The organism is Kitasatospora sp. cg17-2, assembly GCF_054031055.1.
On sequence record NZ_CM132923.1, the window covers coordinates 2736009 to 2761880 of the forward strand.

The 25872-nt window shown below is 73.2% G+C and carries 25 protein-coding genes and 1 pseudogene; 2 read left to right on the forward strand and 24 right to left on the reverse strand.

The annotated features are described in order from the left end of the window. The first annotated feature begins 69 nt into the window (after positions 1-69). A complete protein-coding gene (locus ACW14Y_RS10910) occupies positions 70-1146 on the forward strand; it encodes an ABC transporter permease (protein WP_456986622.1) in 1077 nt (358 codons plus the stop codon). Further along, entirely contained in the window at positions 1143-1823 is a 681-nt protein-coding gene (locus ACW14Y_RS10915) for an ABC transporter ATP-binding protein (protein ID WP_380443228.1), read from the forward strand. The genes ACW14Y_RS10910 and ACW14Y_RS10915 overlap by 4 nt, the downstream gene beginning before the upstream one ends. 1 nt (position 1824) lies before the next feature. Here ACW14Y_RS10915 and ACW14Y_RS10920 read toward each other — a convergent pair whose 3' ends face one another. The 24 genes and pseudogenes from ACW14Y_RS10920 to dop form a co-directional block, all read right to left on the reverse strand. Beyond that, the gene (locus ACW14Y_RS10920) at positions 1825-2421 is read right to left on the reverse strand and encodes a Uma2 family endonuclease (RefSeq protein ID WP_053649351.1); all 597 of its coding nucleotides are present in this window, start codon (positions 2419-2421) and stop codon (positions 1825-1827) included. Between the two features lie 99 nt (positions 2422-2520). Next, the gene (locus ACW14Y_RS10925; protein ID WP_380304247.1) at positions 2521-3237 is read right to left on the reverse strand and encodes a GntR family transcriptional regulator; all 717 of its coding nucleotides are present in this window, start codon (positions 3235-3237) and stop codon (positions 2521-2523) included. Between the two features lie 429 nt (positions 3238-3666). Next, positions 3667-4689, reverse strand: coding sequence for an ornithine cyclodeaminase family protein (locus ACW14Y_RS10930; RefSeq protein WP_456986623.1), 1023 nt, complete (start codon positions 4687-4689; stop codon positions 3667-3669). After that, a complete protein-coding gene (locus tag ACW14Y_RS10935) occupies positions 4686-5753 on the reverse strand; it encodes a proline racemase family protein (protein ID WP_380304243.1) in 1068 nt (355 codons plus the stop codon). The genes ACW14Y_RS10930 and ACW14Y_RS10935 overlap by 4 nt, the downstream gene beginning before the upstream one ends. Continuing rightward, complete coding sequence (locus ACW14Y_RS10940) at positions 5753-7126, reverse strand: aldehyde dehydrogenase family protein (RefSeq protein ID WP_266315546.1); 1374 nt, start codon at positions 7124-7126, stop codon at positions 5753-5755. The genes ACW14Y_RS10935 and ACW14Y_RS10940 overlap by 1 nt, the downstream gene beginning before the upstream one ends. A 136-nt stretch (positions 7127-7262) precedes the next feature. After that, positions 7263-8267: a proline racemase family protein gene (locus ACW14Y_RS10945; RefSeq protein WP_456986624.1), complete on the reverse strand. Its 1005-nt coding sequence runs from the start codon at positions 8265-8267 to the stop codon at positions 7263-7265. A 165-nt stretch (positions 8268-8432) separates the two neighbouring features. Further along, positions 8433-9296: a dihydrodipicolinate synthase family protein gene (locus ACW14Y_RS10950; protein ID WP_380304285.1), complete on the reverse strand. Its 864-nt coding sequence runs from the start codon at positions 9294-9296 to the stop codon at positions 8433-8435. Positions 9297-9475: 179 nt separating this feature from the next. Further along, positions 9476-10987 carry an FAD/NAD(P)-dependent oxidoreductase gene (locus ACW14Y_RS10955; RefSeq protein ID WP_380304239.1) on the reverse strand — a complete coding sequence of 504 codons (1512 nt, stop codon included), beginning with the start codon at positions 10985-10987 and terminating at the stop codon, positions 9476-9478. Beyond that, entirely contained in the window at positions 10968-11288 is a 321-nt protein-coding gene (locus ACW14Y_RS10960) for a (2Fe-2S)-binding protein (RefSeq protein WP_030299963.1), read from the reverse strand. Before ACW14Y_RS10960 ends, ACW14Y_RS10955 begins: the two co-directional genes overlap by 20 nt. Before the next feature lie 293 nt (positions 11289-11581). Further along, the gene (locus ACW14Y_RS10965) at positions 11582-12751 is read right to left on the reverse strand and encodes an NAD(P)/FAD-dependent oxidoreductase (protein ID WP_456986625.1); all 1170 of its coding nucleotides are present in this window, start codon (positions 12749-12751) and stop codon (positions 11582-11584) included. Positions 12752-12880: 129 nt separating this feature from the next. Next, positions 12881-13771, reverse strand: a complete 891-nt coding sequence (gene tatC / locus ACW14Y_RS10970; protein ID WP_380304283.1) for a twin-arginine translocase subunit TatC — start codon at positions 13769-13771, stop codon at positions 12881-12883. A 121-nt stretch (positions 13772-13892) separates the two neighbouring features. Beyond that, a complete protein-coding gene (tatA, locus tag ACW14Y_RS10975; RefSeq protein WP_402724672.1) occupies positions 13893-14225 on the reverse strand; it encodes a Sec-independent protein translocase subunit TatA in 333 nt (110 codons plus the stop codon). 190 nt (positions 14226-14415) lie between these two features. After that, positions 14416-14595, reverse strand: a complete 180-nt coding sequence (locus tag ACW14Y_RS10980; RefSeq protein ID WP_380304233.1) for a hypothetical protein — start codon at positions 14593-14595, stop codon at positions 14416-14418. Between the two features lie 110 nt (positions 14596-14705). Then, a complete protein-coding gene (locus tag ACW14Y_RS10985; RefSeq protein ID WP_231977872.1) occupies positions 14706-14912 on the reverse strand; it encodes a hypothetical protein in 207 nt (68 codons plus the stop codon). A 27-nt stretch (positions 14913-14939) separates the two neighbouring features. Beyond that, entirely contained in the window at positions 14940-15896 is a 957-nt protein-coding gene (locus tag ACW14Y_RS10990) for a helix-turn-helix transcriptional regulator (RefSeq protein WP_380304231.1), read from the reverse strand. An 89-nt stretch (positions 15897-15985) separates the two neighbouring features. Continuing rightward, positions 15986-16936: pseudogene (locus tag ACW14Y_RS10995) on the reverse strand (helix-turn-helix transcriptional regulator); the annotation flags it as partial. Between the two features lie 191 nt (positions 16937-17127). Beyond that, positions 17128-17526: an FKBP-type peptidyl-prolyl cis-trans isomerase gene (locus tag ACW14Y_RS11000; RefSeq protein WP_340633091.1), complete on the reverse strand. Its 399-nt coding sequence runs from the start codon at positions 17524-17526 to the stop codon at positions 17128-17130. A 129-nt stretch (positions 17527-17655) separates the two neighbouring features. Then, entirely contained in the window at positions 17656-18969 is a 1314-nt protein-coding gene (locus ACW14Y_RS11005; RefSeq protein ID WP_380310233.1) for an FKBP-type peptidyl-prolyl cis-trans isomerase, read from the reverse strand. Between the two features lie 304 nt (positions 18970-19273). Further along, positions 19274-20266, reverse strand: a complete 993-nt coding sequence (locus ACW14Y_RS11010) for an FKBP-type peptidyl-prolyl cis-trans isomerase (RefSeq protein WP_266310440.1) — start codon at positions 20264-20266, stop codon at positions 19274-19276. Positions 20267-20481: 215 nt separating this feature from the next. Next, entirely contained in the window at positions 20482-21843 is a 1362-nt protein-coding gene (gene pafA / locus ACW14Y_RS11015) for a Pup--protein ligase (protein WP_266275084.1), read from the reverse strand. 122 nt (positions 21844-21965) lie between these two features. Then, entirely contained in the window at positions 21966-22733 is a 768-nt protein-coding gene (prcA, locus tag ACW14Y_RS11020; protein WP_380310236.1) for a proteasome subunit alpha, read from the reverse strand. Positions 22734-22764: 31 nt separating this feature from the next. Next, entirely contained in the window at positions 22765-23604 is an 840-nt protein-coding gene (prcB, locus tag ACW14Y_RS11025) for a proteasome subunit beta (protein WP_380310238.1), read from the reverse strand. Between the two features lie 183 nt (positions 23605-23787). Continuing rightward, positions 23788-24006 carry a ubiquitin-like protein Pup gene (locus tag ACW14Y_RS11030; protein ID WP_030299936.1) on the reverse strand — a complete coding sequence of 73 codons (219 nt, stop codon included), beginning with the start codon at positions 24004-24006 and terminating at the stop codon, positions 23788-23790. 174 nt (positions 24007-24180) lie between these two features. Further along, positions 24181-25692 (reverse strand): depupylase/deamidase Dop, encoded by a 1512-nt coding sequence (gene dop / locus ACW14Y_RS11035; RefSeq protein WP_380310240.1) that lies wholly within the window; start codon positions 25690-25692, stop codon positions 24181-24183. Between the last annotated feature and the right edge of the window lie 180 nt (positions 25693-25872).

A 25872-nucleotide genomic window follows, 5' to 3' on the forward strand; every position in this document is an offset into this window, starting at 1 on the left:
CGATGCCCGGCGGGCCTCCGTTCGACCACTCTCGTCAGTGTCGCAGTGGAACGGACGAAAGGACTCGCGGTGTTCGTCGCCTGGAGGGATCTGGGGTTCGCCAAGGGGCGGTTCGCCCTGATGGGAACCGTCATCGTACTGATCACCGTGCTGGTCGGCCTGCTGTCGGGACTGACCGCCGGACTCGGCCGGCAGAACACCTCGGCCATCACCGGCCTGCCCGCCGACCACCTGGCCTTCGGCCGGCCCGGCGACGGGCAGAAGCTGTCGTTCACCGACTCCCAGGTCACCCCCGAGCAGTGGCAGGGCTGGGCCCGGACCCCCGGCGTGACCGACGCGCAGCCGCTCGGCATCGCCACCACCAAGGGCGCCGCCGGAACCCGCACCGCCGCGCTCTCCGTCCTCGGCGTCCCCGACGGCTCCGCGCTGGCCCCCCGGGGCGACACCCTCGCCCCCGGCCGGGCCGTGCTGTCGCAGACCGCCGCGAAGGACCTCGGCGGGCTGCGCCCCGGCGACGCCTTCACCGTCGCCGGCCGCCCGCTGACCGTCGCGGCCGTCGCCGGTGACGCCTCCTACAGCCACACCCCGGTGGTCTGGACGACCCTCGCCGACTGGCAGCGGGCCGCCCCCGGCGGCACCGGGCACGCCACCGTGGTCGCGCTGACCACCGCGAAGGGCGCCGACCTCGCCGCCGCCGACACCGCCCTCGGCACCGAGACCCGGGACCGGACCGACGCGCTCGCCGCGATCGGCTCCTACACCTCCGAGAACGGCTCGCTGCAGTTGATGCGGGGCTTCCTGTTCGCCATCTCGGCGCTGGTGATCGGCGCCTTCTTCACCGTCTGGACGATCCAGCGCAGCGGCGACATCGCCGTCCTGAAGGCCCTCGGCGCCTCCACCCGCTACCTGCTGCGCGACGCGCTCGGCCAGGCCGTCCTGCTGCTGCTCCTGGGCACCGCGCTCGGCACGGCGGTCGCGGTCGGCGCCGGCGCGCTGATCGGCTCCGCCGTCCCGTTCGTCCTGGACGCCCCGACGGTGCTGCTGCCCGCCGCCGTCATGATCGCGCTCGGCGCGCTCGGCGCGGCCCTGTCGATCCGCCGCATCACCTCCGTCGACCCGCTGACCGCCCTGGGGAGTGCCCGATGACCCTGCACCTCGACCGCGTCACCCTCACCTACCCGGACGGCGACGACCGGCTGACCGCCCTCGACGAGGTGTCGCTGACCGTGCCGAAGGGCACCCTCACCGCCGTGGTCGGCCCGTCCGGCTCGGGCAAGTCCAGCCTGCTGGCGGTCGCCGCGACCCTGATCGCCCCGGACTCCGGACGGGTGGTGGTGGACGGCACCGACACCGCCGGACTGGACCGCGCCGGGCTGACCGCGCTGCGGCGGCACCGGATCGGCATCGTCTTCCAGCAGCCCAACCTGCTGCCCGCGCTGACCGCCGCCGAACAGCTCCAGGTGATGGCCCACCTCGACGGCCGCTCCCCGCGCGCCGCGCTGCCCCGCGCCCTGGACCTGCTGGCCGCCGTCGGCCTGCGCGACCTGGCCGGCCGCCGCCCGCACCAGCTCTCCGGCGGTCAGCGCCAGCGCGTCAACATCGCCCGCGCGCTGATGAACGACCCCACCGTGCTGCTGGTCGACGAGCCCACCAGCGCCCTGGACCACGAACGCGGCGCCGCCGTCCTCGACCTGCTGACCACCCTCACCCACCGCCGCGCCACCGCCACCGTCCTGGTCACCCACGACCGCACCCACCTGACCGCGGTGGACCAGGTCGCCGAGGTCCACGACGGCCGCCTGACGGTCCCGGCGGCGTTGTGAGCTACTTCTTGGCGGCCAGCACCTCGTCCACCGAGAGCGTCACCGCTGCACCGATCGACTCCGGCAGCGCGAAGGACTGCCCGGGGTGATGGACGGCGTGCACCCGGTACTCGCCGTCCTGTGGATCGGTGAGCACCATCACCCGCTGATTCGTCCGATCCACAATGACGTACACCGGAACGCCCGCCGAGGCGTACGCGGCAGGCTTCCGCTTCAGGTCGTCGCTGAGATTGGAGGAGGTCACCTCCACCACGAGGCGGAAAATCGCCGGATCGTAGCTGTTGTACTCGATGAGCTTGTCGTCACTGTTCGCATCAACGATCGCCAGATCAGGAATGGCGAAGTCGGAGGGTCCATCGGGCAACCAGATGCCGATTCCCTGGAACACCTCGGTGTCGCCGTCATCGAGCCCTGCTGCCAGAAAAACCCGGTCGAGCCTTTTGACCGAGCGACCGTGCTTCATGTTCGGCGACGGCGTCACGACGATCTGGCTCCCGATGATCTCGACCCGGTAGCCGGCGAACTGGTCGGAGATCAGCTCGGCGACTTCGAGCAGGGTGGGCTGCTCGAACGGTTCTTCCACTGCGGCGGCGGACACGGAATCCTCCTTGCTGCCGATGTCGAGAGCATCATCGTAGAGCCCGGAGCCACTTCACCGCCCGATCCCGGGCACCTCACCCGAACGGGTGGTTTGCCCCTACCTGGCGCGCAGGCGCAGGCCGGTGCGGGACTCCTCCTCGGCCGCCTCCTCCTGGCCCTCCGCCCACAGGGAGCGGACGTGGCTGAGGTGGCGGGTCATGCAGGACTCCGCGGCCGGGGCGTCGCCCGCGATCATCAGGTCCAGCAGCTCCAGGTGCTCCTCCGCCGAGGAGACCAGCTCGCCGCGCTCGGCCAGCCGGTTGAGACCGTAGAGGCGGGAGCGCTTGCGCAGGTCGCCGACGACCTCGACCAGGCGGGAGTTGCCGGCCAGGCCGAGCAGGTCGAGGTGGAACTGGCGGTCGGCCTCCAGGTAGCCGATGAGGTCCTGCTTGCCGGCCGCGACGACGATCGCCTCGGCCTGCGGCCGCAGCGCCTCCAACTGCTCGGGGGTGGCGGTGCGGGCGACCCGGCCGATGGTCGGGACCTCGATCAGGGCGCGGATCTCGGTGAAGTCGTCGAGGTCCCGCTCGGTGAGCTCGGTGACCCGGAAGCCCTTGTTGCGGACGGCCTCGACCAGGCCCTCGCGGGCGAGGTCCAGCATGGCCTCGCGGACGGGGGTGGCGGAGACGCCGAAGTCGGCGGCCAGGGCGGGCGCGGAGTAGACGACTCCGGGGCGCAGCTCGCCGGAGATCAGGGCGGCTCGCAGGGCGTGGGCGACCTGGTCGCGCAGCCGCTCCTGGACGGAGATCAGGGTGCGGGGTTTGAGGTCGGCCATGGTGTTCCTCCGGTGAGTGCAGAACACCAGCGTACAATGTCACGTTACGTTGAGTGTGCAACATTCCGTGATTTCGAACGACCAGTCGGCGCACGGCATCCATGGTCGGACCCCATGGTGGCAGGACCGCCGCCCGCTGACAACGGTCGGCGGCCGAACTCCTCGAATCCGTCCCTCCGCTCCCCCGTGACCGAACGGACCGGACCGGTCGCACCGGACCCGCCCCACCCACCGCCCCCGACCAGAACGCGAAAAAACGGCCGGCGTGGCGGGGGATCCCTTCCCACCACGCCGACCGCAACTCCGGCCGACACAACAACGACCAATCCCCGTCCCAGGTAACGGACTTGGGGACGGGTACCGACACAGCGCCGAGCGCCGGTACCCGACTGGCCGGGTCCCACAGCAGACCTGTGCCGACCGGAAGCCCTATCGGCCCGTCCCGCGCCGGTGCACCTCCGCCGCGACCGCGAGGTCCTGCCAGGCCATCCCGACGCTCTTGAAGAACCTCGGCCGGTCGGCCGGCACCGGGGCCTCGCCCCGCACCAGCTCGGCCAGGTTCCACAGCGGGTCGGCCCCGGTCACCCCCGCCATCAGCAGGTCGCCCGCCTCCCGCAGCGCGGCGGCCCTGGCCTCCACGTACAGCGCGGACCGGCCGACCAGCACCTCGTCCACCTCACGGGCGTCCACCTCGTGCGAACCGACCGCGGCCACCGCCGCGTGGTCCGGCACCAGCGCGCCGTCGAACAGCGGCGTGCGCGCGGTGGTGCAGCAGACCACCAGGTCCGCCCCCGCCACCGCGGCCGAGGTGCCGACGGCGGCCTCCAGGCCGAGCCCCCGGGCGTACCCGACCAGCGCCTCGGCCGGCTCCGCCCGGCGGGCGACCACGGTCACCCGGGTCAGCCGGCGGACGGCGAGCAGGGCGTCCAGGTGCCCGTACGCCTGCGGGCCCGAACCGAACAGCACCAGGTGCTCGGCCTCCGGCACGGCCAGCCGGTCCAGCGCGACGGCCGTGACCGCGGGGGTGCGCAGCGAGGTGAGCGCGATGCCGTCCAGCAGCGCGACCGGCTGCAGGGTCGGACCGTCCAGCAGCAGGTAGCCGCCGGTGATCCGGGGCAGCCCGACGGCGGGATTGGCCGGCGCGACACCGGCGATCTTCACCCCGACGTAGGACTTGGAGGCGGCCGGCATCATCAGCAGCTCCCCGGCCGGTACCGGGATCGCCGAGCGGGCGGGGACGGTCTCCGGGTCGAGCCCGTCGAGCAGCACGCCCTCGATCGCCCGCGCCGCCTCCTCCGGCGTCAGTCCGACCGCGCCGGTCGGCAGCACCGCCGGTCCGGCGGTCGGCCCGACGGCCGGGGCGGCGGCGGGGTCGGAGCCCGGCGTGGCGGGCCGGAGCGGCTCGGCCGCCACGCCGAGCGGTTCCGGGGCGGTCCGCGGGTCGCCGCTCACAGCAGGAATCCCGCGCCGAGCGTGTCCTGCGGGTCGAGCAGGAAGCGGTGCTCGCCGGTGCGGTGCGCGGTGCCGGTCACCTCGGTGACCACCCCGTCGCCCCACGGGTCGCCGCCGGGCAGGACCCGCCCGCCGAAGACCGTGCCGACGATCGACTCGTGCCGCAGCTCCTCGCCGGGGGCGAGCCGTCCCTCGGCGGCCAGCACGGCCAGCCGGGCCGAGCTGCCGGAGCCGCACGGCGAGCGGTCGATCTGGCCGTCCGCGAAGACGGTGACGTTGCGCTGGTTCAGCGCGCCGTCCACCGACGGGAGCTCGTCGAACAGGATGACGCCGTAGACGCCGGACAGCCTCGGGTCCACCGGGTGCCGCACGGCCGGGGAGTCGGCCAGCGCGGCCCGGATCTCCCGGCCGATCGAGGTGAGCTCGGGCAGCCGGTCGAGGGTCACCGAGAGTCCGAGGGCCGAGGCCGGCACCGAGACGTAGCAGGCGCCGGAGTGGGCGACGGCCACCTCGACGGTGCCGCGCGAGGTCTCGACCGGGAGCTTCAGCTCGCTCACCCAGGAGGGCACGTTGCGGAAGGTCACCCCGGTGGTCCGCCCGGCGGCGCGGTTGACCAGCGCGGTGACCCGGCCGGACGGCACGTCGATCCGGACCCGGGCGACGCCGTAGTCGGGCGCGGCGACCAGCCCGGAGTCGACCGCCCAGGCGCCGAGCGCGATGGTGCCGTGGCCGCAGGCGGTCGAGTAGCCGTCCTTGTGCCAGAACAGCACGCCGAGGTCGGCCTCGTCGTCGTCCGGCGGCACCAGGAAGCCGCCGTACATGCCGGCGTGGCCGCGCGGCTCCCGGGTCAGCAGCTGCCGGACGTCGTCCAGCGGGCCCGGCCGGGGCGCGGTGGCGGTGCCGCCGGCCCCGATCGCGATCGCCCGCCGCTCGGCGACGGTGTCGCCGGGGATGACGGGCGCGCCGCCGACGACGATCCGGAACGGCTCGCCGGCCGTGTGGTAGTCGACCGTGTCGACGTGCAGCGCCGCGCGCGCCTCCCGGTCGGGGAGGTCCGTCGTCATCAGGCGCCTCCGCCCGGCAGCAGGGTGACGGTGCGGCTCTGGGTGTAGAAGTCCAGCGCGGCCTGCCCCTGCTCGCGGGCACCGTGGCTGGCGCCCTTGGCGCCGCCGAACGGCAGGTGGAAGTCGACGCCGCTGGACGGCGCGTTGACCCGGATCATGCCGGCGTTCAGGCGGTCGGCGGTGGCGAGCGCCGCGTCCAGGTCCCGGGTGTGCACCGAGGCGGACAGCGTGTACGGGGTGTCGTTGGCGAGCGCGATCGCCTCGTCCAGGTCGGCCGCGGCGTGCAGCACGGCGATCGGGCCGAAGAACTCCTCGCGGCTCAGCGGGTGCTCGTCCGGGACGCCGGCGACCAGGGTCGGCTCCAGGTACCAGCCGTCCCGGGCGGGCGCGCCGCCACCGGTCAGCACCTCGGCGCCGGCCTCCCGGGCGGAGTCGACGGCCGCGGTGATCTCGTCCCGGGTGGCCTCGTTGATGACCGGCCCGCAGGAGGTGCCGTCGACCTGGCCGAGCGCCTTGACCAGGGCGGCGCGCAGCGGCTCGTAGGCTTCGCCGACCGCGACGACCCGGCTGGTGGCGGTGCACTTCTGCCCCGCGTAGCCGGCGATCGCGTTGGCGAGGTGGGCGGCGGCCTGGTCGATGTCGGCGTCCGGCAGGACGATCGCGGTGTTCAGCCCGCCGAGCTCGGCCTGGACCGGGATGCCCCGGTCCGTGGCGGTGCGGACGACCTGGCGGCCGACCCCGGTGGAGCCGGTGAAGGAGACCACGTCGGCCGCGCCGACCAGGGTGCCGCCCTCGGCGCCGCCGCCGGGCAGCACGGTGAAGACGTCGGCCGGCAGCCCGGCCTCGGCGACCAGCTCGGCCAGCCGGCGGGCGCAGCCGATCGCCTCCGAGGAGGGCTTGAGCACCACGGTGTTGCCGACGGCCAGCGCCGGGGCGGCCTTCCAGGTCGGGATCGCCAGCGGGAAGTTCCACGGCGTGACCAGACCGGCGACCCCGTACGGGCGGCGGCGGGTGAGCAGCAGGCCGGGCCCGCCGGCGGTCTCGTGCACCTCGCCGGAGGCCGCGAACGGCGCCTGCGCGTAGTAGCGCCAGATCGCGACGGTGCGGGCGACCTCGCCGCGCGCCTCGGCGATCGGCTTGCCGACCTCGCGGACGACCAGCTCGGCCAGCTCCTCGGCGTGCGCCTCGACGACCGAGGCGATCCGGGTGAGCGCGGCCGAGCGGCCGCCGGCGCCGGCGGCGAGCCAGCCGGGCTGGGCGGCGCGGGCGCGGGCGACGGTGGCCAGGACGGCCTCGGCACCGGGGGCGGGCGCCTCGGCGACGAGGTCCGCGGGGTCGGCGGGGTTGTACGAACGGATCGTCACTGCAGGCAGCCCTTCGGGGGTTTCGACGGGTGTTCGGTGCGGGTCGGACGGCGGGTCCCGCGGCGGACGGCCGGCCCCGGGACGGGGGGCCGGCCGGCCGCGGGGCCGGGGTGGGGCGGGAAGCCGGTGCGGAACAGCGGCCGGATCAGAGCAGGAAGCCGGCCGGGAACGGGTCGCTGGGGTCGAGGAAGTACTGGGCGGTGCCGGTGATCCAGGCCCGCCCGGTGACGGTCGGCACGACGGCCGTCCGTCCGCCCACCTCGGTCTCCTCCACCAGCCGCCCGATGAAGGTGGTCCCGATGAAGGAGTCGTTGCGGAAGTCGCGGTCCAGCGGCAGCTCGCCGCGCGCGTGCAGCTGGGCCATCCGGGCCGAGGTGCCGGTGCCGCAGGGCGAGCGGTCGAACCAGCCGGGGTGGATGGCCATCGCGTGCCGGGAGTGCTCGGCGGTGGAGCCGGGGGCCAACAGCTGCACGTGGTGGCAGCTGTGGATGGACGGGTTCTCCGGGTGCACCGGCCGGTCCGGGCTCGCGTTGATGGCGTCCATCAGGGCGAGGCCCGCGTCCAGGATGTCCTGCTTGCGCTCCCGCTCGAACGGCAGGCCGAACTCCGCGAGCGGCAGGATCGCGTAGAAGTTGCCGCCGTACGCCAGGTCGTAGGTCACCGTGCCGTAGCCGGGGACCTCGATCTTGCGGTCCAGCGCCTCCGAGAACGACGGCACGTTGCGGATGGTGACCGCCGTGGCCGCGCCGTTCTCGACCGCGACGTCCGCGACCACCAGGCCCGCCGGGGTGTCCAGCCGGACGGTGGTGACCGGTTCGACGACCGGCACCATACCGGTCTCGACCAGCACGGTGGCCACGCCGATGGTGCCGTGGCCGCACATCGGCAGCAGGCCGGTGACCTCGATGTAGAGCACGCCGAAGTCGGCGTCCGGCCGGGTCGGCGGCTGCAGGATCGCGCCGCTCATCGCGGCGTGGCCCCGGGGCTCGTACATCAGCAGGGTCCGGAAGTGGTCCAGGTGCTCCTGGAAGTGCGTCCGGCGCTCGGCCATGGTGGCACCGGGAATGACACCGAACCCACCGGTGATGACCCGGGTGGGCATGCCCTCGGTGTGCGAGTCGACGGCGTGGAAGACGTGACGGCTGCGCATCTGCTGACGCTCCGTGGGTGGGGAGATGACTGGCTTCGTCGAGGCCGGACGGTCCGGACGGGGGTGGACCGGCGGGGCCGGAGGGTGGTCCGGAGGCCGGCTGCCCCCGCAGCCGGCCGTCCCGGACGCTCGGAACCGGGAATCCGGTTCGGGTCGGACTTCGGATCAGGCGAGGCCCTCGGCCAGCGCCTTCTCGGTGGCCGCGCGGACGGCGGCCTCGATCTCCGGCGTCAGCGGCAGGCGCGGCGCGCGGGTCGGACCGCCGGGGCGGCCCGCGATGTCCATGGAGAGCTTGATCGCCTGGACGAACTCGGTCTTGGAGTCCCAGCGCAGCAGCGAGTGCAGCGACTTGTACAGCGGCAGCGCGGTGTTCAGGTCGTGCGCGATCGCGGCCTTGTACAGCGCGGCGCTCGCCTCCGGCAGGGCGTTCGGGTAGCCGGCGATCCAGCCGACGGCGCCGGCCAGGGCCAGCTCCAGCAGCACGTCGTCGGCGCCGATCAGCAGGTCCAGGCCCGGGGCCAGCTCCGCGATCTCGTAGGCCCGGCGGACGTCGCCGCTGAACTCCTTGACCGCGACGATCGAGCCCTCGGCGTGCAGCTGGGCGAGCAGCGTCGGGACCAGGTCGACCTTGGTGTCGATCGGGTTGTTGTAGGCGACGATCGGCACGCCGGCCTTGGCGACCTCGGCGTAGTGGCCGCGGACGGCGTCGTGGTCGGCCCGGTAGGCGTTCGGCGGCAGCAGCAGCACGGAGCCGGCGCCGGCCTCGGCGGCCTGCTCGGCCCAGCGGCGCGACTCGGCGCTGCCGTAGGCGGCGACACCGGGCATCACGCGGGAGCCGTCGCCGGCGGCCTCGACCGCGACCTCGACGACCTTGGCGCGCTCCTCGGCGGTCAGGGTCTGGTACTCGCCGAGCGAGCCGTTGGGGACGACACCGTCGCAGCCCGACTCGATCAGCCAGCGGACGTGGTCGGCGTACGCGTCGTAGTCGACGGAGAGGTCCGGGCGCAGCGGGAGCGTGGTGGCGACCATGATGCCGCGCCAGGGCCGGGTGCTGTCGTGCGAGATCTGGGACACGGATGACTCCTTGGTGAGGTGTGACATTTTATTAGAAGGCGCGCGGTGGAGACAAGAGCCACCACCGGGCGTTTTCGGTCGGATTCGGACCGACCGGCCGACGGGAGCGGCCGGTCCGTCCGGTCCGGCCGGTGCTACCGGTCCTGCCGGTCGTCCTGGTGGTCCTGGTGGTCCTGGTCGGCCCGGTCGTCCGGGGCCTCCAGGTCGTCCCGCTCGGCCGCGAGTTGCCCGAGCGGAACGGGGCAGGAGAACGGCCGGCTGTCCGGCCGGACCTCGGCCCGGTCGTCGCCGCCCGCCAGGCAGGCCACCGCCGGACCGCACATCCGGCCCTGGCACCAGCCCATCCCGGCCCTGGTCAGCAGCTTGACGGTGCGCGCGTCGCCCGCGCCCAGCCCGTCCACCGCCTCCTTGATCCGCCCGGCCGGGACCTCCTCGCAGCGGCAGACATCGGTGTCCTCCCGCAGCCAGTCGGTCCAGCCCGGCCCCGGCCGGTGGGCGGCGGCCATCAGCTCGGCGAAGGCCCGCAGCCGGGAGCGCCGGCGCAGCAGCGAGGTCCGGACCGGCCGGTCCGCGACCGCGTGCGCCGCCAGCTCGCCCTCGGCGATCGCGAGGTCCGCGCCGCCGACACCGCAGGCCTCGCCGGCCGCCCAGAGCCCGGGCACGGTGGTCCGCAGGCGGGCGTCGACCGCCAGCGCGGCCGTTCCGTCGGGGGTGGTCCTGGTGGCCGCGCCCAGCTCGGTGGCCAGCTCGATCTGCGGGATCAGTCCGTGGCCGACGGCGAGCGCGTCGCAGGCGATCCGCCGCTCACTGCCGGGCACCGGGCGCCACTGGGCGTCCAGCCGGGCCACCGTGACGGCGGTGACCCGGTCGGTGCCGTGCGCCTCGACCACCGCGCTGCGCGGCCGCAGCCGGACGCCGTGGCGCAGCAGCGCCGAACCGTGCCCGGCGCCCTCGACCAGCTTGGCCGGGACAGCGGCCAGCACGCCGGGGCGTCGGGCGTACCCGAGGTACGCGGTGGCCTCCACCACGGCCGGCACCTCGGCGCCGGCCGTGACCAGGGAGGAGGCCGCCGCGAGCAGCAGCGGGCCGCTGCCCGCCACCACGATCCGTCGGCCGGGCAGCACCAGTCCGGCCTTGAGCATGGCCTGCGCGCCGCCCGCGGTGACCACCCCGGGCAGGGTCCAGCCGGGGAAGGGCAGCTGCCGCTCGTACGCGCCGGTGGCGAGCAGGACGGCGGCCGCGCGGACGGTGGTCCGGTCGTCCGCGTCCGGCCCGGTGGTGGCGTGCAGCCGCCAGTCGCCGTCCCCGGCCCGCTCCAGCGCCCAGACCTGGTGGCCGGTGAGCAGCTCGACGCGGCCGGCCGCGCGGTGGGCGGCGAGCCGGTCGGAGAGGCCGGTGTAGACGGACCAGCCGTGGTGCAGCCGGTCGGGGCGGGCGGCGCCGAGGCCGGGCGCGGGGTGGCGGTAGAACTGCCCGCCGGTGCTGCGGCCGGCGTCGACCAGGACGCAGCGCAGACCGAGGTCGGCGGCGGTCACGGCGGCGGCGAGGCCGCCGGGGCCGGCGCCGATCACCGCGAGGTCGTGGAACGGGCCGCCGCGGCCGTGGGCTCCGGGGGACTGCGCGGGCTCAGACTTCGAGGTCGGCACGGCCGTGGCCCTCCTGGGTGGTGACGGTGGTGCCGGGCTCGGCCGGCAGCAGGCAGGTGCGCTGGTTGGGCCGCCCGTCGACGGTGGCCAGGCAGTCGAAGCAGGCGCCGATGCCGCAGAACGCCCCGCGCGGCTTCCCGCCGACCCGGGTGGTGCGCCAGGCGAGCACGCCGTCGGCCCAGAGGGCGGCGGCGATCGTCTGCCCGGGCAGCGCGGGCACGGGCCGACCGTCGAACTCGATGGTGTGGGCGGGCCCGGGCTCGGCCCGGACCAGCTCCGCGGGGGTGCGGGTACGGCGCATGGGTGGGGGTTCTCCGTTCAGCTCACGAGCCGATCGTGGGATTGTCGGGGGCTCCGGCAGACATCTGCCCCGGCGGGCGCACAGTCCGGCAGGCCTCTGCTCGGGCGGACGCACCGTCCGCCGGCCATCCGCTCCGGCGGGCACACGGTCCGCCGGGCACATGACCCGGCGGACGCGCGGCCCGGCGGACGCGCCCGGTCCGGCCGGCACGCGCCCCTTGCGGGTACGCGGCCCTCCGGGCTGTCCGTCCTGCGGGTGGTGTCCACGCACTTTGCAAAGTGCGCGGCACCTCCTCAGGCCGCAGCGTCCGCCGCCGGGAAGCGGTCGGGCCGGAAGGGCGCGAGGTCGCGTTCCGGGTCCTTGCCGGTGAGCTGCTGGGCGATCAGCGCCCCGGTGCCCGGGGCCAGCCCGATGCCCGCGCCCTCGTGGCCGCAGGCGTGGTACAGACCGGGCACCCGGGGGTCGGCGCCGATCGCGGGCAGATGGTCCGGGAGGTACGGACGGAAGCCTCGGTAGGCGCGCATCACGTTCACCCCGGCCAGCACCGGGAAGAGCGCGGCCGCCTGGGCCGCCAGCCGGTGCAGCACCTCGACCGAGAGGGTGCGGTCGAAACCGACCCGCTCGCGGCTGGCACCGATCAGCACCGGCCCGCCCGGGGTCCCCTCGACCACGGCCGAGGTCTGCAGGGCGGCCGAGCCGCTGGCGACGTCGGCGACGTAGTCGGCGGCGTACACCTTGTGCCGGACGATCCGCGGCAGCGGCTCGGTCACCAGGACGAATCCGCGCCGCGGCAGCACCGGCAGCGCGACGCCGGCCAGTGCGGCCAGTTCGCCGCCCCAGGTGCCGGCGGCGTTGACCACGGCGGCCGAGTCCAGCCGCCGCCGCTCCGTCTCGACCCCGCGAACGGCACCGTCGGCACCGATCCGCAGCGCCCGGACGGCCTCGCCGGTGTACAGCCGGGCACCCATCCGGCGGGCGGCCCGCAGCAGGTGGGCGGCGGCCAGCGCGGGCTGGACCTGGGAGTCCTGGGGGTAGTGGAATCCTCCGGCCAGCCCCGGGGCGAGGTGCGGCTCCAGTTCGCGGAGCCGCTCGCTGGGGATCTCCTCGGCGAGGACGCCGGAGCCGGCCTGCCCGGCCGCGAAGGCGCGCAGCGCCTCCTGCCGTTCGGGCGTGCCGGCGACCACCAGGCCGCCCTTGTCCTCGTACTCGACGTCGGCGCCGAACTCGGCGGCGAGTTCGCGCCAGAGTCCGCCCGAGTACAGGGCGAGGTCGAGTTCGGGGCCGGGCTCCTTGTCGGAGACGAGCAGGTTTCCCTCGCCGGCGCCGGTGGTGCCGCCGGCGACCGGGCCGCGGTCGACGACGTCGACGGCGAGCCCGGCCCGCGCGGCGTAGTACGCGCAGGCGGCGCCGACGACGCCGGCTCCGACCACCACGACATCCGGGAGTCTCTGTGAGTGGGACACGGCAGTAATATGTCACATGCCATCGAACCTGCCAAGACTGCCCCGGGCAAGAACGGGCGAGTCGCACCAAAAAGCCCCGGCCCACCGCAAAACGGCGGGCCGGGGCTCGGCGGGATCACCCTCGACGGATCAGGTGATGTCGTCCATCTGCTCGTGCCGCGCGGCCGGCACGTGGCCGGAGGCGCTCGGCGTGGCGGAGGCCTCGATCGCCTCGGCCCCGGCGACCGGAGCCACCGACAGGTCCACGTGCGAAGCCTCCTCGTCGTCCAGCGCGAGGTCCGGGTTGCGCCGGGCCCGGCGCCGGTCGTTCAGCATCGCCACACCGACCGCGACGAAGTACAGGCCCCAGATCGGCGCGGCCAGCGCCAGCATGCTCAGCGGGTCGGCACTCGGCGTCGCGAAGGCCGCGAACACGGTGATGCCCATCACCATGCCGCGCCACCAGCTGAGCAGCCGCTTGCCGGTGACGACGCCGACCAGGTTCAGCATGACCAGCAGCAGCGGGAACTCGAAGGCCAGGCCGAACACCATCACCAGCCGGGTGGCGATGTCGAAGTAGTCCGCCGGCGGCAGGATCGGCACGGTCTCGTTCGGGGTGAACGAGATCAGGACCTCGACGGTCAGCGGCAGCAGCAGGATCGCCAGCGCCACGCCGGCCAGGAACAGCGGCGCGCCGCAGGCCATGAAGATGACGGTGTACTTGCGCTCGTGCTTGTGCAGACCGGGCGCCACGAAGGCCCACAGCTGGTACAGCCAGACCGGCACGGTCGCGACCACACCCGCGGTCAGGGCGACCTTGAGCATCCAGTTGAAGCCCGCGGTCAGACCGATGGTCGAGACCTGCGCGCAGCGGCCCTTGGTGGACGCGATCGTGTCCGGGGTGCACTGCGGCAGCGGCTTGAGCAGCAATGTCTCGATCTGCTTGTGGAAGATCAGCGCGACGATCGTGAACAGCACGATCGCCAGCACCGACTTGACCACGCGGTTCCGCAGTTCCCGCAGGTGGTCGGCGAGGGCCATCCGCCCCTCGGGATCCTTGGCCGTCTTCGGCGCCTTCGTGAGCTTGCTCAACCCCGGTCCTCAACTTGTGCGTCGGGGCCCGCCGGTCGACGGGCCCCCAGTGGTGGCGTGTGCCGCGCGCTCAGCGCGCCCCGCCCTCCGGGGCGGAGTGACTCGCGGACTGGCCGGCGGACTGGCCCGCCGACTGTCCGGCGGACGGCTCGCTCACCGGGCGGGCGCTCGCCGAGGCACCCGGGGCGGACTGGATGGTCTTCGCCGCGACGCCTTCGGCCACCGCCGGGGCGGGCGCGGCCGGGGTGTCGGCGGAACCGTCGGTGCGCATCGCCTTGGCCTCGCTCTTGAGGATCCGGGCCGACTGGCCGAGCGAGCGCGCCAGGTCCGGCAGCCGCTTGGCGCCGAAGAGCACAATGGCAATGACCGCGACCACCAGGATCGCGGTGAACGAGACCCGCATGCTCGACCACCTTCAGTTTCGGCGGCACCGACCGGGCCGCTCGCTGCGGGGATGGTAACCGCTGCGGATGACACCGTGACGACGGCCGCCCGAACAGGACAGCGGCCCCCCGTTCGCGTTCAGGAGCCAACTGAGAGCGTAACGCGCCCCTACGGCCGAGCAGCAGCCCCCCGCGTCCGAGGTGCCGGGCTCAGGGCCGGGCCGCCGCCGAGGCCGCGAGGTCCTCGGCCGCCTCGGCCAGTGCCCGGGAGGCCGTGTCCACTCCCTCGGCCAGCGCCCGCACGTCCAGCCAGAGCCGGACCGCGAGGACGCCGAGCACCAGCAGACCGGCGGTGGCGAGGAGGACGGCGGCGACGGGCATCCAGGACATGGCCCCACCCTATCGGCCCGCCCGCGCCCCGCGGTGCGCCGCCCGGACCCCGAAGGTGCGCCGCGCGAACCCCGCGGTGCGCCGCCCGGACCGGCGGGCGCACCCCCGGTTCACTGCTCCGCCGGCACCAGCCGCATGGTCCGCACCCCGGCCTCGGTCAGCGCCGCGACGATCTTCTCCCCGGCCGGCTTGCGCACCGCCGCCCCGCACAGCGGGCAGGAGAAGCTGTAGTGCGTCCGGTCCGCCGTCCGGCCGAAGGTCAGCCGGAACCCCTCGGCGGGCACCTCGACCTTCTCCCGGCACTCGGAGCAGTACACCTTGAATCTGGTACCGGGCTCCACGGCTCAGACCAGCCCGTCACCGTAGTGGGCGAGCGCCTCCAGCGCCGCGGCCCGCGCCTGTTCGACGAGCGCGGGCGGGGAGACGATCCGTCCGTCCCGGCCGAGCCGCAGGGCCAGCGGGCGCAGCTGCGAGGGGTCGGCGCTGCGCAGGGTGATCCGCAGTCCGCCGTCGGGCAGTTCCTCGGCCCGGTCGTGGGTGTAGTACTCGGCGACCCAGCGCCCGCCGGAGGTGACCTCGACGACGACCTCGGGGTCGTCGGCGGAGGGATTGACCAGTCCGCCGGAGAGGTCGCGCGGCTCGCGCTTGGGCGGGTCGGCGGGGACGTCCAGGACCTTGATCTCGGCGACCCGGTCGAGCCGGAACATCCGGTGGTCCTCGGAGGTCCGGCACCAGGCCTCGAGGTAGGTGTGGCCCTCGGTGAGCAGCCGGATCGGGTCGACCTCGCGCTCGGTCATGCCGCCGCGCCCGTGGGAGTAGTAGCGCAGCCAGAGCCGGCGGCCCTCGCTGAGGGCGCGGTCGATGTCGGCGAAGACGTGGCTCTCGGCCTCGAAGGTGACGCCGACCCGGGCGCTGCCCTCGGCGCTCTCCCCCGCCGCGTTCTCGATCTTGGCGACGGCCCGGGTGAGGGCCTCGCGGTCGCCGGCCCGCAGGCCGGGCAGGCCGGCCACGGCGCGGGCGGCGACCAGAAGGGCGGTCGCCTCGTCGGCGGCGAGGCGCAGCGGCTGCGCGACGTCGTCGACGTTGTGCCACCAGATCCGCTCGCCGTCGGTGTCGATGTCGAGCAGGTCGCCGCCGCGGAAGCTGGTGCCGCACATCGGGAGCACGTTGAGGTCGGCGATGAGTTCGCGCTCGCTGATGCCGAAGGCGCGGGCGACCTCGGCCACCTCGGCGCCGGGGCGCTCGCGCAGGTAGGTGACCAGCGAGAGCATCCGCCGGGTCTGGTCGATCGCGTTGCTCATGCCCGCACGTCCTCGGTCTCGGTCCTGTCCACCCCGGCGGTCCCCGCCGGCCCGGCGCCGGCAGCCCCGGCGACCACCATGCCGGCACCGGCCACCGCACGCAGCCGGTCGACGACGTCCGCCCGCAGTTCCTCGGGCCCGACGACGAGCACGTCGGGCCCGAACTCGGCGAGGTCGGCGCCGAGCCCGTTGCCGAAGGGGATGTCGAGCTCGTCCCAGCCGTCGTCGATCCGGCGGGTGCCGAGCGCCTTGGTGCGCAGCGGGAAGCCGGCGCCGCGGCGGACCCGGACGACGGCGGTGGCGGTGGCGCCCTCGCCGGCGAACTCGGCGACGGTGGCGCGGACGTCGACGTGCTCGGGCACGGTGCCGAGGAAGGCGCCGGAGCGGGCGCGGACCTTGCCGGTGATCCGGCCGAGCCGGAAGACCCGCGCGGCCTCGCGGTCGCGGTCCCAGCCGGCCAGGTACCAGTGGCCGCGCCAGCACTCCAGGGCCCAGGGCTCGACGCTGCGCTGCTGGGCGGCGGCGGCGCCGGCCTTGCGGTACTCGAAGGTGACCGGGCGGCGGTCGCGGGCGGCGGTGAGCAGCGGTTCGAACGCGGCCTCGCGGGCGGGGATGCGGGGTTCGAGGGCGGGGCGGCCCTCGGTCTCGGTGAAGGGGACGCCGGCGGCGCGCAGCTTCTGGAGGGCGCCGCTGGCGGCGCCGGACATCTTGGCCTGCTGCCAGACGCGGGCGGCGAGGGTGAGCGCGGCGGCTTCCTCGGCGTCGAGGGCGATCTCCGGCAGGCGGTTGCGGTCGGCGCGGGCGAGGTAGCCGAGTTCGCCGTCGAGGGCGTTCTCGTCGACGTCGATCACCAGTCCGAGTTCGCGCAGGTCGTCCTTGTCCCGCTCGAACATCCGGTTGAAGGCTTCCTCGCTGCTGTGCTGCCAGGCTTCGCGGTAGGCCTCGATGGATTCCCGCAGCTCCTTCTTGGAGAGCGGACGTCTGGTGTTCATCAGGCACAGGGCGAGATTCATCAGCCGCTCTGCCTTGGCGATCGCCATCGCTGACCCTTCCGGTGTGCCGCGCCGCGCGCGGGGTGTGCCCGCCGGGGCGTCGTGGACCCGGCGGGACCGACCGTACCGGTAGCGGTACGCGGTGCAAAAGCCGAGCCGGGGAACGACCGGGGCCGCACCCCGCGGAGGGGGTGCGGCCCTGGTGGTCGGCGTACTCGGACGCCGATCGGTCAGCGTGCTCAGACGCCGATCAGGTCGACCACGAAGATCAGGGTCGAGCCGGCCGGGATGGCCGGGGTCGGCGACTGGTTGCCGTAGCCCAGGTGCGGCGGGATGACCAGCTCGCGGCGGCCGCCGACCTTCATGCCGGCGACGCCCTGGTCCCAGCCCTTGATGACGCGGCCGCCGCCGAGCGGGAACTTGAAGGTCGAGCCGCGGTTCCAGCTGGCGTCGAACTCCTCGCCCGTCGCGAAGGTCACGCCGACGTAGTGGACCTCGACGACCTGGCCCGGCTTGGCCTCCTCGCCGGTGCCGACCACGATGTCGCGGATCTGCAGCTCGGTCGGCGCGTCGCCGACCGGGAAGTCGATCTCAGGCTTGCTCACTTGATGCCTCGTTTCACGGTTGGTTCGGTCCATGACCAAGCGGCGGGCGCCCGCACCTCGGTCCGTTTCCCGGACCACGGTACGGGCGCCCGCCGCCGTCCGGGTCCGGCCACGCGGCCGGACCCGGAGGTCACACGCACACCATTGTCACCCGAAAGTGGATCAGCCCTGACCCGCGTCGAGGATGTCGACGACGAAGACCAGCGTGGAGTTGGCCGGGATGTCGCCCTGGGCCTGGTCCTTGTAGCCGAGGGAGGCGGGGATGACCAGCTCGACGCGGCTGCCGATGGTCTGGCCCTCCAGGCCCTGGTCCCAGCCGGCGATGACCTGGCCGCCGCCGAGCGGGAAGGAGAACGCCTGGCCCTTGCTGAGCGAGGAGTCGAAGACCTTGCCGTCCTTGTACAGCGCGCCGGTGTACTGGACGAGGATCTTCTCGCCCTTCTCGACCTTGCGGCCGTCGCCCTTGATCAGGACGTGGCTCTTGAGCTCGGTCGGGTCGGCGGCGCCGGGCACCGGGGTGATGTCGGCGGGCTTCTTGCCGTTGTCCTTGACCTGCGGGAAGTCCGCGGGCGGCGGGGTCACGGTGCCGCTGACGACGGCGTCGGGGGCGTTGCTGTTGCGGATGTCGATGACGAAGACCAGGTTGTCCTTGGCCCCGATCGACATGCTGGGGTTGCCCTGGGCGCCGAAGGCGGCGGCCGGCGGGGCGACCACGAGCAGCCGGGAGCCGGCCTTCTTGCCGACGACGGCCTGGTCGAGCGCCGGGATGAGGGCGTCGGTGCCGGCCTGGAAGATCTGCGGCTTGCCCTTGTCGTCGTACGAGGACGGGATGTCCTTGCCGGTGTTCCAGTCCTTGCCGGTGTAGTCGACCGAGGTCCAGGAGTTCTTCTCGACCTTGGGGCCGTTGCCCTCGGAGAGGACCTTGACCACGAAGCTGCCGTCGGCCTGGTCGGCGGGCGGCACCTCGATGGTGGCCTTCTTGCCGAACTCGCCGGTGACGGTCGGCAGCACCTTGGCGCTGTCCTTGATCGGCGGGACGGGGTCGGCGGTCGGCGTGGCCGGGGCGGACTTGGCGGTGTCCGGCTTGGCGGCGGCGGTGTCGTCGGAGGAGCCGTCCTTGTTCACCAGGTACAGGGTGACGGCGCTGCCGATGAGCAGGACGCCCAGGACGGTGCCGAGGATCACACCGAGCCGGCCGACGTTGCCGGGGTTCTCGTCGTACCCGGCTTCGGAGCCGTCCTGGCGGCGGACGGTGGACGCGAAGATCTGCGGGACCTCGTCGGTCTTGGTCCCTCCCGTCCGCGGCGCCTCGTCGGTGCCGCCCCAGCCGGCCTGCTGCCGCAGGATCGCCGGGGGGACGATGATCGACTCGCCGTCGCCCGGGAGCGGGCCGCCGGGCCGCGAGTCGGCCGGGTCTCCGACGGAGTTACCGTGCGCGGTGCCGGACCCGCCCGGGCTCGACTCTTTCTCAGACATGACTCCCCATCCATCTCGCCACGAGGTATTCGAGGTCTACGGCCGGCGTGGTGGCGCCGGGGTGCTGTCGCACTGCCCGCCCGGACCCCGGACGCCGGCGGCGCCTACCACAGTGCGAGGGCAGTATGACAGGTCAGGATGAGGGCGGGCGCTTCCGTGTGCGAGCGCCCGCCCAAGCGTACGGAATCCCCCGGGGCCGAAACCAGCCCGCGTGAAGGATCTTCGCATTCCCCACGCGCGGAGCGGTCCGACGGAGGGCTCCGCCGGACAGCTCCGCGGGGCGGCCCGGCGGACGGGTCCGACGCTAGACGGCTTCCAGGATGTCGATCACGAAGACCAGGGTGGAGTTGGCCGGCACGGCGCCCTGCGCCTGGTCCTTGTAACCGAGCGCCGGCGGCACCACGAGCTCGACCCGGCTGCCGACGGTCTGCCCGACCAGGCCCTTGTCCCAGCCCTCGATGACGCTGCCGGTGCCGATCTGCAGGGCCTGCGCCCCGCCGTGGCTCCAGGAGGAGTCGAACTGCTGGCCGTTGGCCCACAGCACCCCGGTGTACTGGACGACCAGGGTCTGTCCGGACTTGACCTGCTTGCCCTCGCCCTTGATCAGCACGGCCTGCTGGAGCTCGGTCGGCGGGGCCTGCCCGGCCGGCACGGTGATGGTGACCGCGGCCTTGCCGTTGTCCTTGACCTGCGGCAGGTTGGCGGGCGGCTGCGTCATGGTGCCGGAGAGCGTGGCGTCCGGCGGCAGGCTCTCCATGATGTCCAGCACGAAGACCACGGTGTCACCGCCGGCGACGCCGAGCTGGGTGCTGCCCTGGCTGCCGAACGCGGCGGCGGGCGGGGCGACGACCAGCAGCCGGCTGCCGACCTTCTTGCCGATCACGCTCTGGTCGAAGGCCGGCACCAGCTGCCCGCTGCCCGCCTGGTAGAGCTGCGGCTTGCCGCCGGAGTCGTAGGAGCTGGGCAGGTCCTTGCCGGTGGTCCAGTCCTTGGCGGTGTAGTTGACCGTCACCCAGTCGCCCTTGTTGACCGTGGAGCGGTCGCCCTCGCTGACGGTGTTCACCACGAACTGCCCGCTGGGCTGCTGGCCCTCGGGGATGGTGATGGTGGCCTTGCTCCCGAAGCCCCCGCCGGACAGGGTCGGCATCGGCGAGGCCTCGTTCACCGGGGCCGGCACGGTGGGCGCGGCACTGGGCGACGCGGTGGGCGTGGCCTGGCTGACAGGCTTGGTGGAACTGCTGCAGGCCACCGCCAGCAACAGGGGCAGGGTGACTAGCAACCCGGCGGTGCGGCGCACGGCTTTCCTCACTGTCGGTCAAAGTCGGCTCTCCGGACCCGGCTCCGGACTCGACGGACAGCGTATGCGCAGACGGTGTCCGGTCCCGGGAGGCACCACCGGGACCGGACACCGCGAAGATCACATCGGCGGGGGCGCCGCTCCCCCGCCGCCGCACCTCGTCGGCGCCGGTCGGACGCCGGCGCCGCGCCGGTCGGCCACCGGCGCTCCCACCGTCACATGCCGGCGATCAGCTTCTCCACCCGCTCGTCGACGGACCGGAACGGGTCCTTGCACAGCACGGTGCGCTGCGCCTGGTCGTTCAGCTTCAGGTGCACCCAGTCGACGGTGAAGTCGCGGCGCTGCTCCTGCGCCCGGCGGATGAAGTCGCCGCGCAGCCGGGCCCGGGTGGTCTGCGGCGGGATCGACTTGGCCTCGAAGGTCTTGAGGTCGGTGGTCACCCGCAGCGCCTGGTTCTTGGCCTGGAGCAGGTAGAACAGGCCCCGCCGACGGTGGATGTCGTGGTAGGCGAGGTCGATCTGGGCGACCCGCGGATTGCTCATGCTCATCTGGTGCTTCTCGCGGTAGCGCTCGATGAGCTTGTACTTCATGATCCAGTCGATCTCGGTGGCCACGTCGTCCAGCCGCTCGGTCTTCACCGCCTCCAGGGTGCGGCCCCACAGCTCCAGGACGCGGGCGATGGTGCCGGTGTTGATGCCCTTGCGGTCGGCGAACTCCAGCGCCTTGGTGTAGTACTCCTCCTGGATGTCCAGGGCGCTGGCCTCCCGGCCGTTGGCGAGCCGGACCTGGTGGGTGCCGGTGAGGTCGTGGCTGACCTCGCGGATCGCCCGGATCGGGTTCTCCAGGGTGAGGTCGCGCATGACCACGCCGGCCTCGATGAGCCGGAGCACCAGGTCGGTGGAGCCCACCTTGAGCAGGGTGGTGGTCTCCGACATGTTGGAGTCGCCGACGATGACGTGCAGCCGGCGGTAGCGCTCGGCGTCGGCGTGCGGCTCGTCGCGGGTGTTGATGATCGGGCGGGAGCGGGTGGTCGCGGAGCTGACGCCCTCCCAGATGTGCTCGGCCCGCTGGCTGACGCAGTAGACCGCGCCGCGCGGGGTCTGCAGCACCTTGCCGGCGCCGCAGATGAGCTGCCGGGTCACCAGGAACGGGATCAGCACGTCCGCCAGCCGGGAGAACTCTCCGTGCCGGGCCACCAGGTAGTTCTCGTGGCAGCCGTAGGAGTTTCCGGCCGAGTCGGTGTTGTTCTTGAACAGGTAGACGTCCCCGGCGATGCCCTCCTCGTGCAGCCGCCGCTCGGCGTCCACCAGGAGGCCCTCGAGGATGCGCTCGCCCGCCTTGTCGTGCGTCACCAGCTCGGTGACGTCGTCGCACTCGGGGGTGGCGTACTCGGGGTGGGAACCCACGTCGAGGTAGAGGCGGGCACCGTTGCGCAGGAACACGTTGCTGCTGCGGCCCCAGGAGACTACGCGGCGGAAGAGGTAGCGGGCCACCTCGTCCGGGGACAGCCTGCGCTGCCCGCGGAACGTACAGGTGACGCCGTACTCGTTCTCCAGCCCGAAAATTCGGCGGTCCATGGGCCATCCATTCTCTGATGGGAGCTGTCCGAAACCGCCTCCGCGACGCCGTCCGGGCCGCCGCAGGGGCACCGGGGTCCCCGCGGCGGACGTCGCCGGCCGCCGCGGGGACCCCGCAGGCACTACTGGTCGGAGTCGCCCGGCGGGGTGGCCGCCGGCTTCTCCTCGTCGTCCGTCTCGGCGGACTGGTCGCCGTCGAGCAGCCGGGCGAGCTGGCCGCCCAGGATCCGCTTGAACTTGCGCTGCTGGAAGCGCTCGCGGTCGAGGACCGCCACCTCCAGCTGGTCGGGGGTGAGGGTGCGCGGGCTGCCGCCGTTGGGGTCGCGGGCGAGCGAGTCCACGGCGACCTTGATGGCCTCGGTGAGCGAGAACCCGGCCCGGTGGCGCGTACCGAGGTAGTTGCCGATCGAGTCGGCGTTGCCGCCGACCACCACGTAGTTCTTCTCGTCGACGACCGAGCCGTCCGGGGTGAGCCGGTAGATCTGGTCGTCCTCGGTGCCGCGGCCGACCTCGGCCACGATCAGCTCGACCTCGTAGGGCTTCTCGCCGACCGAGGAGAAGATCGTGCCGAGCGTCTGGGCGTAGACGTTGGCCAGGCCCCGGGCGGTGACGTCGGCCCGGTCGTAGGTGTAGCCGCGCAGGTCGGCGTAGCGGACGCCGCCGATGCGCAGGTTCTCGAACTCGTTGTAGCGGCCGACCGCCGCGAAGGCGATCTGGTCGTAGATCTCGGACACCTTGTGGAGCGCCCGGGAGGTGTTCTCGGCGACGAAGACGATGCCGTCGGCGTAGGTGAGCACGACCACGCTGCGACCACGCGCGATGCCCTTGCGGGCGTACTCCGCGCGGTCCGCCATGGCCTGCTGGGGGGAGACGTAGAACGGTGTCGACACCGGCGGTCGTCCCTTCCTTCTCGGTTGACGGCTAGAGCAGCGGGGCCTGGGGCCCGTTGGGGTGGGTCAGGCGCTGGTCGGTGATGGAGACGGCGATCGCGGTGACCTCCGCCTCGGTGAGCCGGCGGAAGCCGTCCTCGGTGATCAGCGAGACGATCGGGAAGATCCTGCGGGCCAGGTCGGGGCCGCCGGTCGCGGAGTCGTCGTCGGCCGCGTCGTAGAGGGCCTGGACGACCATGGTGGACACCTGCTGGGCCGTCATGCCCTCGCGGTGGAGCTTCTTCATCGACCCCTTGGCGAAGACCGAGCCGGAGCCGGTGGCGGCGAAGCCGCGCTCCTCGGAACGGCCGCCGGTGACGTCGTAGGTGAAGATCCGGCCCCGGCCCAGGTCCACGTCGTAGCCCGCGAACATCGGGACGACCGCGAGGCCCTGCATCGCCATGCCCAGGTTGCCCCGGATCATGGTGGTCAGCCGGTTGGCCTTGCCCTCCAGGGAGAGGACGGCGCCCTCGATCTTCTCGTAGTGCTCCAGCTCCAGCTGGAACATCCGGACCATCTCGATCGCGAGGCCGGCGGTGCCGGCGACGCCGACGGCGCTGTACTCGTCGGCGGGGAAGACCTTCTCCATGTCGCGCTGGGCGATCACATTGCCCATCGTCGCGCGGCGGTCACCGGCGAGGACCACGCCGCCGTCGAAGACCGCGGCGACGATGGTCGTCCCGTGCGGGGCCTCGATGACGCCCTCGGGCAGCCGCTGCCGCCCGGGGATCAGCTCGGGCCGGTAGGCCTCCAGGAAGTCGAGGAACGACGAGGACCCCGGGGTGAGGAAGGCAGCCGGTAGACGCCCGGTGCCACGAGTGTTGGCTTCCACACGATTCCTTCCAGGTAGCTTGAAGCGCGCACTGCCCGACCCTATCGGCCGGGCGATCACTGTCCAGCGGACCCGTGGGCCGGACCGGGCGGACGGACGGCTCGCGCCGCCCGTCCGCCGTCATCGGTCGCGGCCGTGAATTCCCGGAATGTCCACCGGGCGCCCGGCCGGTTTCCGGTCCGGTTACTGTCCGCCCTTTTGCACGAACTGCCGCACGAAATCCTCGGCGTTCGATTCCAGGACCTCGTCGATTTCGTCCAGAACCGCGTCGACGTCGTCGCTCAGCTTTTCCTGGCGTTCCTTGAGCTCGTCGGAATTCTGCGCTTCCGCGGCCTGCTCCTCGACCTCCTCGGAGGAGCGGTTCGCCCGCTGCTGGCCGCCGCCGGTGTCCTTGCTCGCCATTTACCTCACCCCGCTCGATCATCTGGCACGGTTCGGTCGCTGCTTGCTGCATCGACCCTATACACAAGCTGCGACAACCCGCTTCCGGTTTGCCGGTGGCACTTCCTGTCCAACACCCGCCGTCCCCCCGGATGATTCCCATTTGCCCGGGCTTCACCCGTGGTGATCGAAAAGTTACCCGCCGGCGAGCACCCGCAGCAGGTCCTCCGCCGTGCGGCAGCGGTCCAGCAGCGCCTTGACGTGGTTCCGGGTGCCGCGCAGCGGCTCCAGGGTGGGGACCCGCTGCAGCGAGTCCCGGCCCGGCAGGTCGAAGATCACCGAGTCCCAGGAGGCCGCCGCGACGTGCTCCGCGTACTGCTCCAGGCAGCGCCCCCGGAAGTACGCCCGGGTGTCCTCCGGCGGCTTGGTGACGGCCCTGACGACCTCTTCCTCGGTCACCAGCCGGTCGAACCGGCCGCGGGCCACCAGGCGGTTGTAGAGGCCCTTCTCGGGCCGCACGTCGCTGTACTGGAGGTCGACCAGGGCCAGCCGCGAGTTGTCCCACTCCAGCCCGTCCCGGTTGCGGTAGCCCTCCAGGAGCTCCCGCTTGGCGATCCAGTCCAGCTGCCGGGAGAGCGACATCGGGTCCCGCTCCAGCCGGCCCAGCACGTCCTCCCAGCGGGCCAGCACGTCCACGGTCTGCTCGTCGGCGTCGGTGCCGAAGCGGTCCTCGACGTACTTGCGGGCCAGCTCGAAGTACTCCAGCTGGAGCTGGACGGCGGTGAGCCGGCGCCCGCTGCGCAGTGTGACCAGGTGCTTCAGCGAGGGGTCGTGGGAGATCCGGTGCAGGGTGCGCACCGGCTGGTCGACGGCCAGGTCGGAGGTGATGAAGGCGTCCTCGATCATGGCCAGGACCAGCGAGGTGGTGCCGAGCTTGAGGTAGGTGGAGATCTCGGAGAGGTTGGCGTCCCCGATGATCACGTGCAGCCGGCGGTACTTCTCGGCGTCGGCGTGCGGCTCGTCCCTGGTGTTGATGATCGGGCGCTTGAGGGTCGTCTCCAGTCCGACCTCGACCTCGAAGAAGTCGGCGCGCTGGCTGATCTGGAAGCCGTGCGCGGAGCCGTCCTGCCCGATCCCGATCCGGCCGGCGCCGGTGACCACCTGGCGGGAGACGAAGAACGGGGTGAGGTGGCGGACGATGTCGGCGAACGGGGTCGCCCGCTTCATCAGGTAGTTCTCGTGGGTGCCGTAGGAGGCGCCCTTGTTGTCGGTGTTGTTCTTGTACAGGTGGATGGTCTGCCCGTTGGGCAGCTCCAGGGCGCGCTGTGCGGCTGCCGCCATGATCCGTTCGCCGGCCTTGTCCCAGAGCACGGCGTCGCGCGGGTTGGTCACCTCGGGCGAGCTGTACTCGGGGTGCGCGTGGTCCACGTAGAACCGCGCGCCGTTGGTCAGGATGACGTTGGCGAGGCCGATGTCCTCGTCGGTCAGCTGGCTGGCGTCGGCGATGTCCCGCGCGAGGTCGAAGCCCCGGGCGTCGCGCAGCGGATTCTCCTCCTCGAAGTCCCAGCGGGCCCGTCGGGCCCGGTGCATCGCCGCCGCGTACGCGTTGACGATCTGGGACGAGGTGAGCATGGCGTTGGCGTTGGGGTGCCCGGGCACGGAGATCCCGTACTCGGTCTCGATGCCCATCACGCGCCGTACGGTCATGCGGCCCTCCTTGCCCCGGTGCGCCGCCCCCGACGGACGGCACACGCTGACGTACCGCTGATCAACACCGACGCCGGGCCGTCTGCCCGCGAACGGTGGGTCGAGCCTAGAACGCTGTACCGACCGGCGGGCCCCGAGACGCGCCGTCCGGCTGCGGGGCCGCGAGGCGCCACAGCCGGA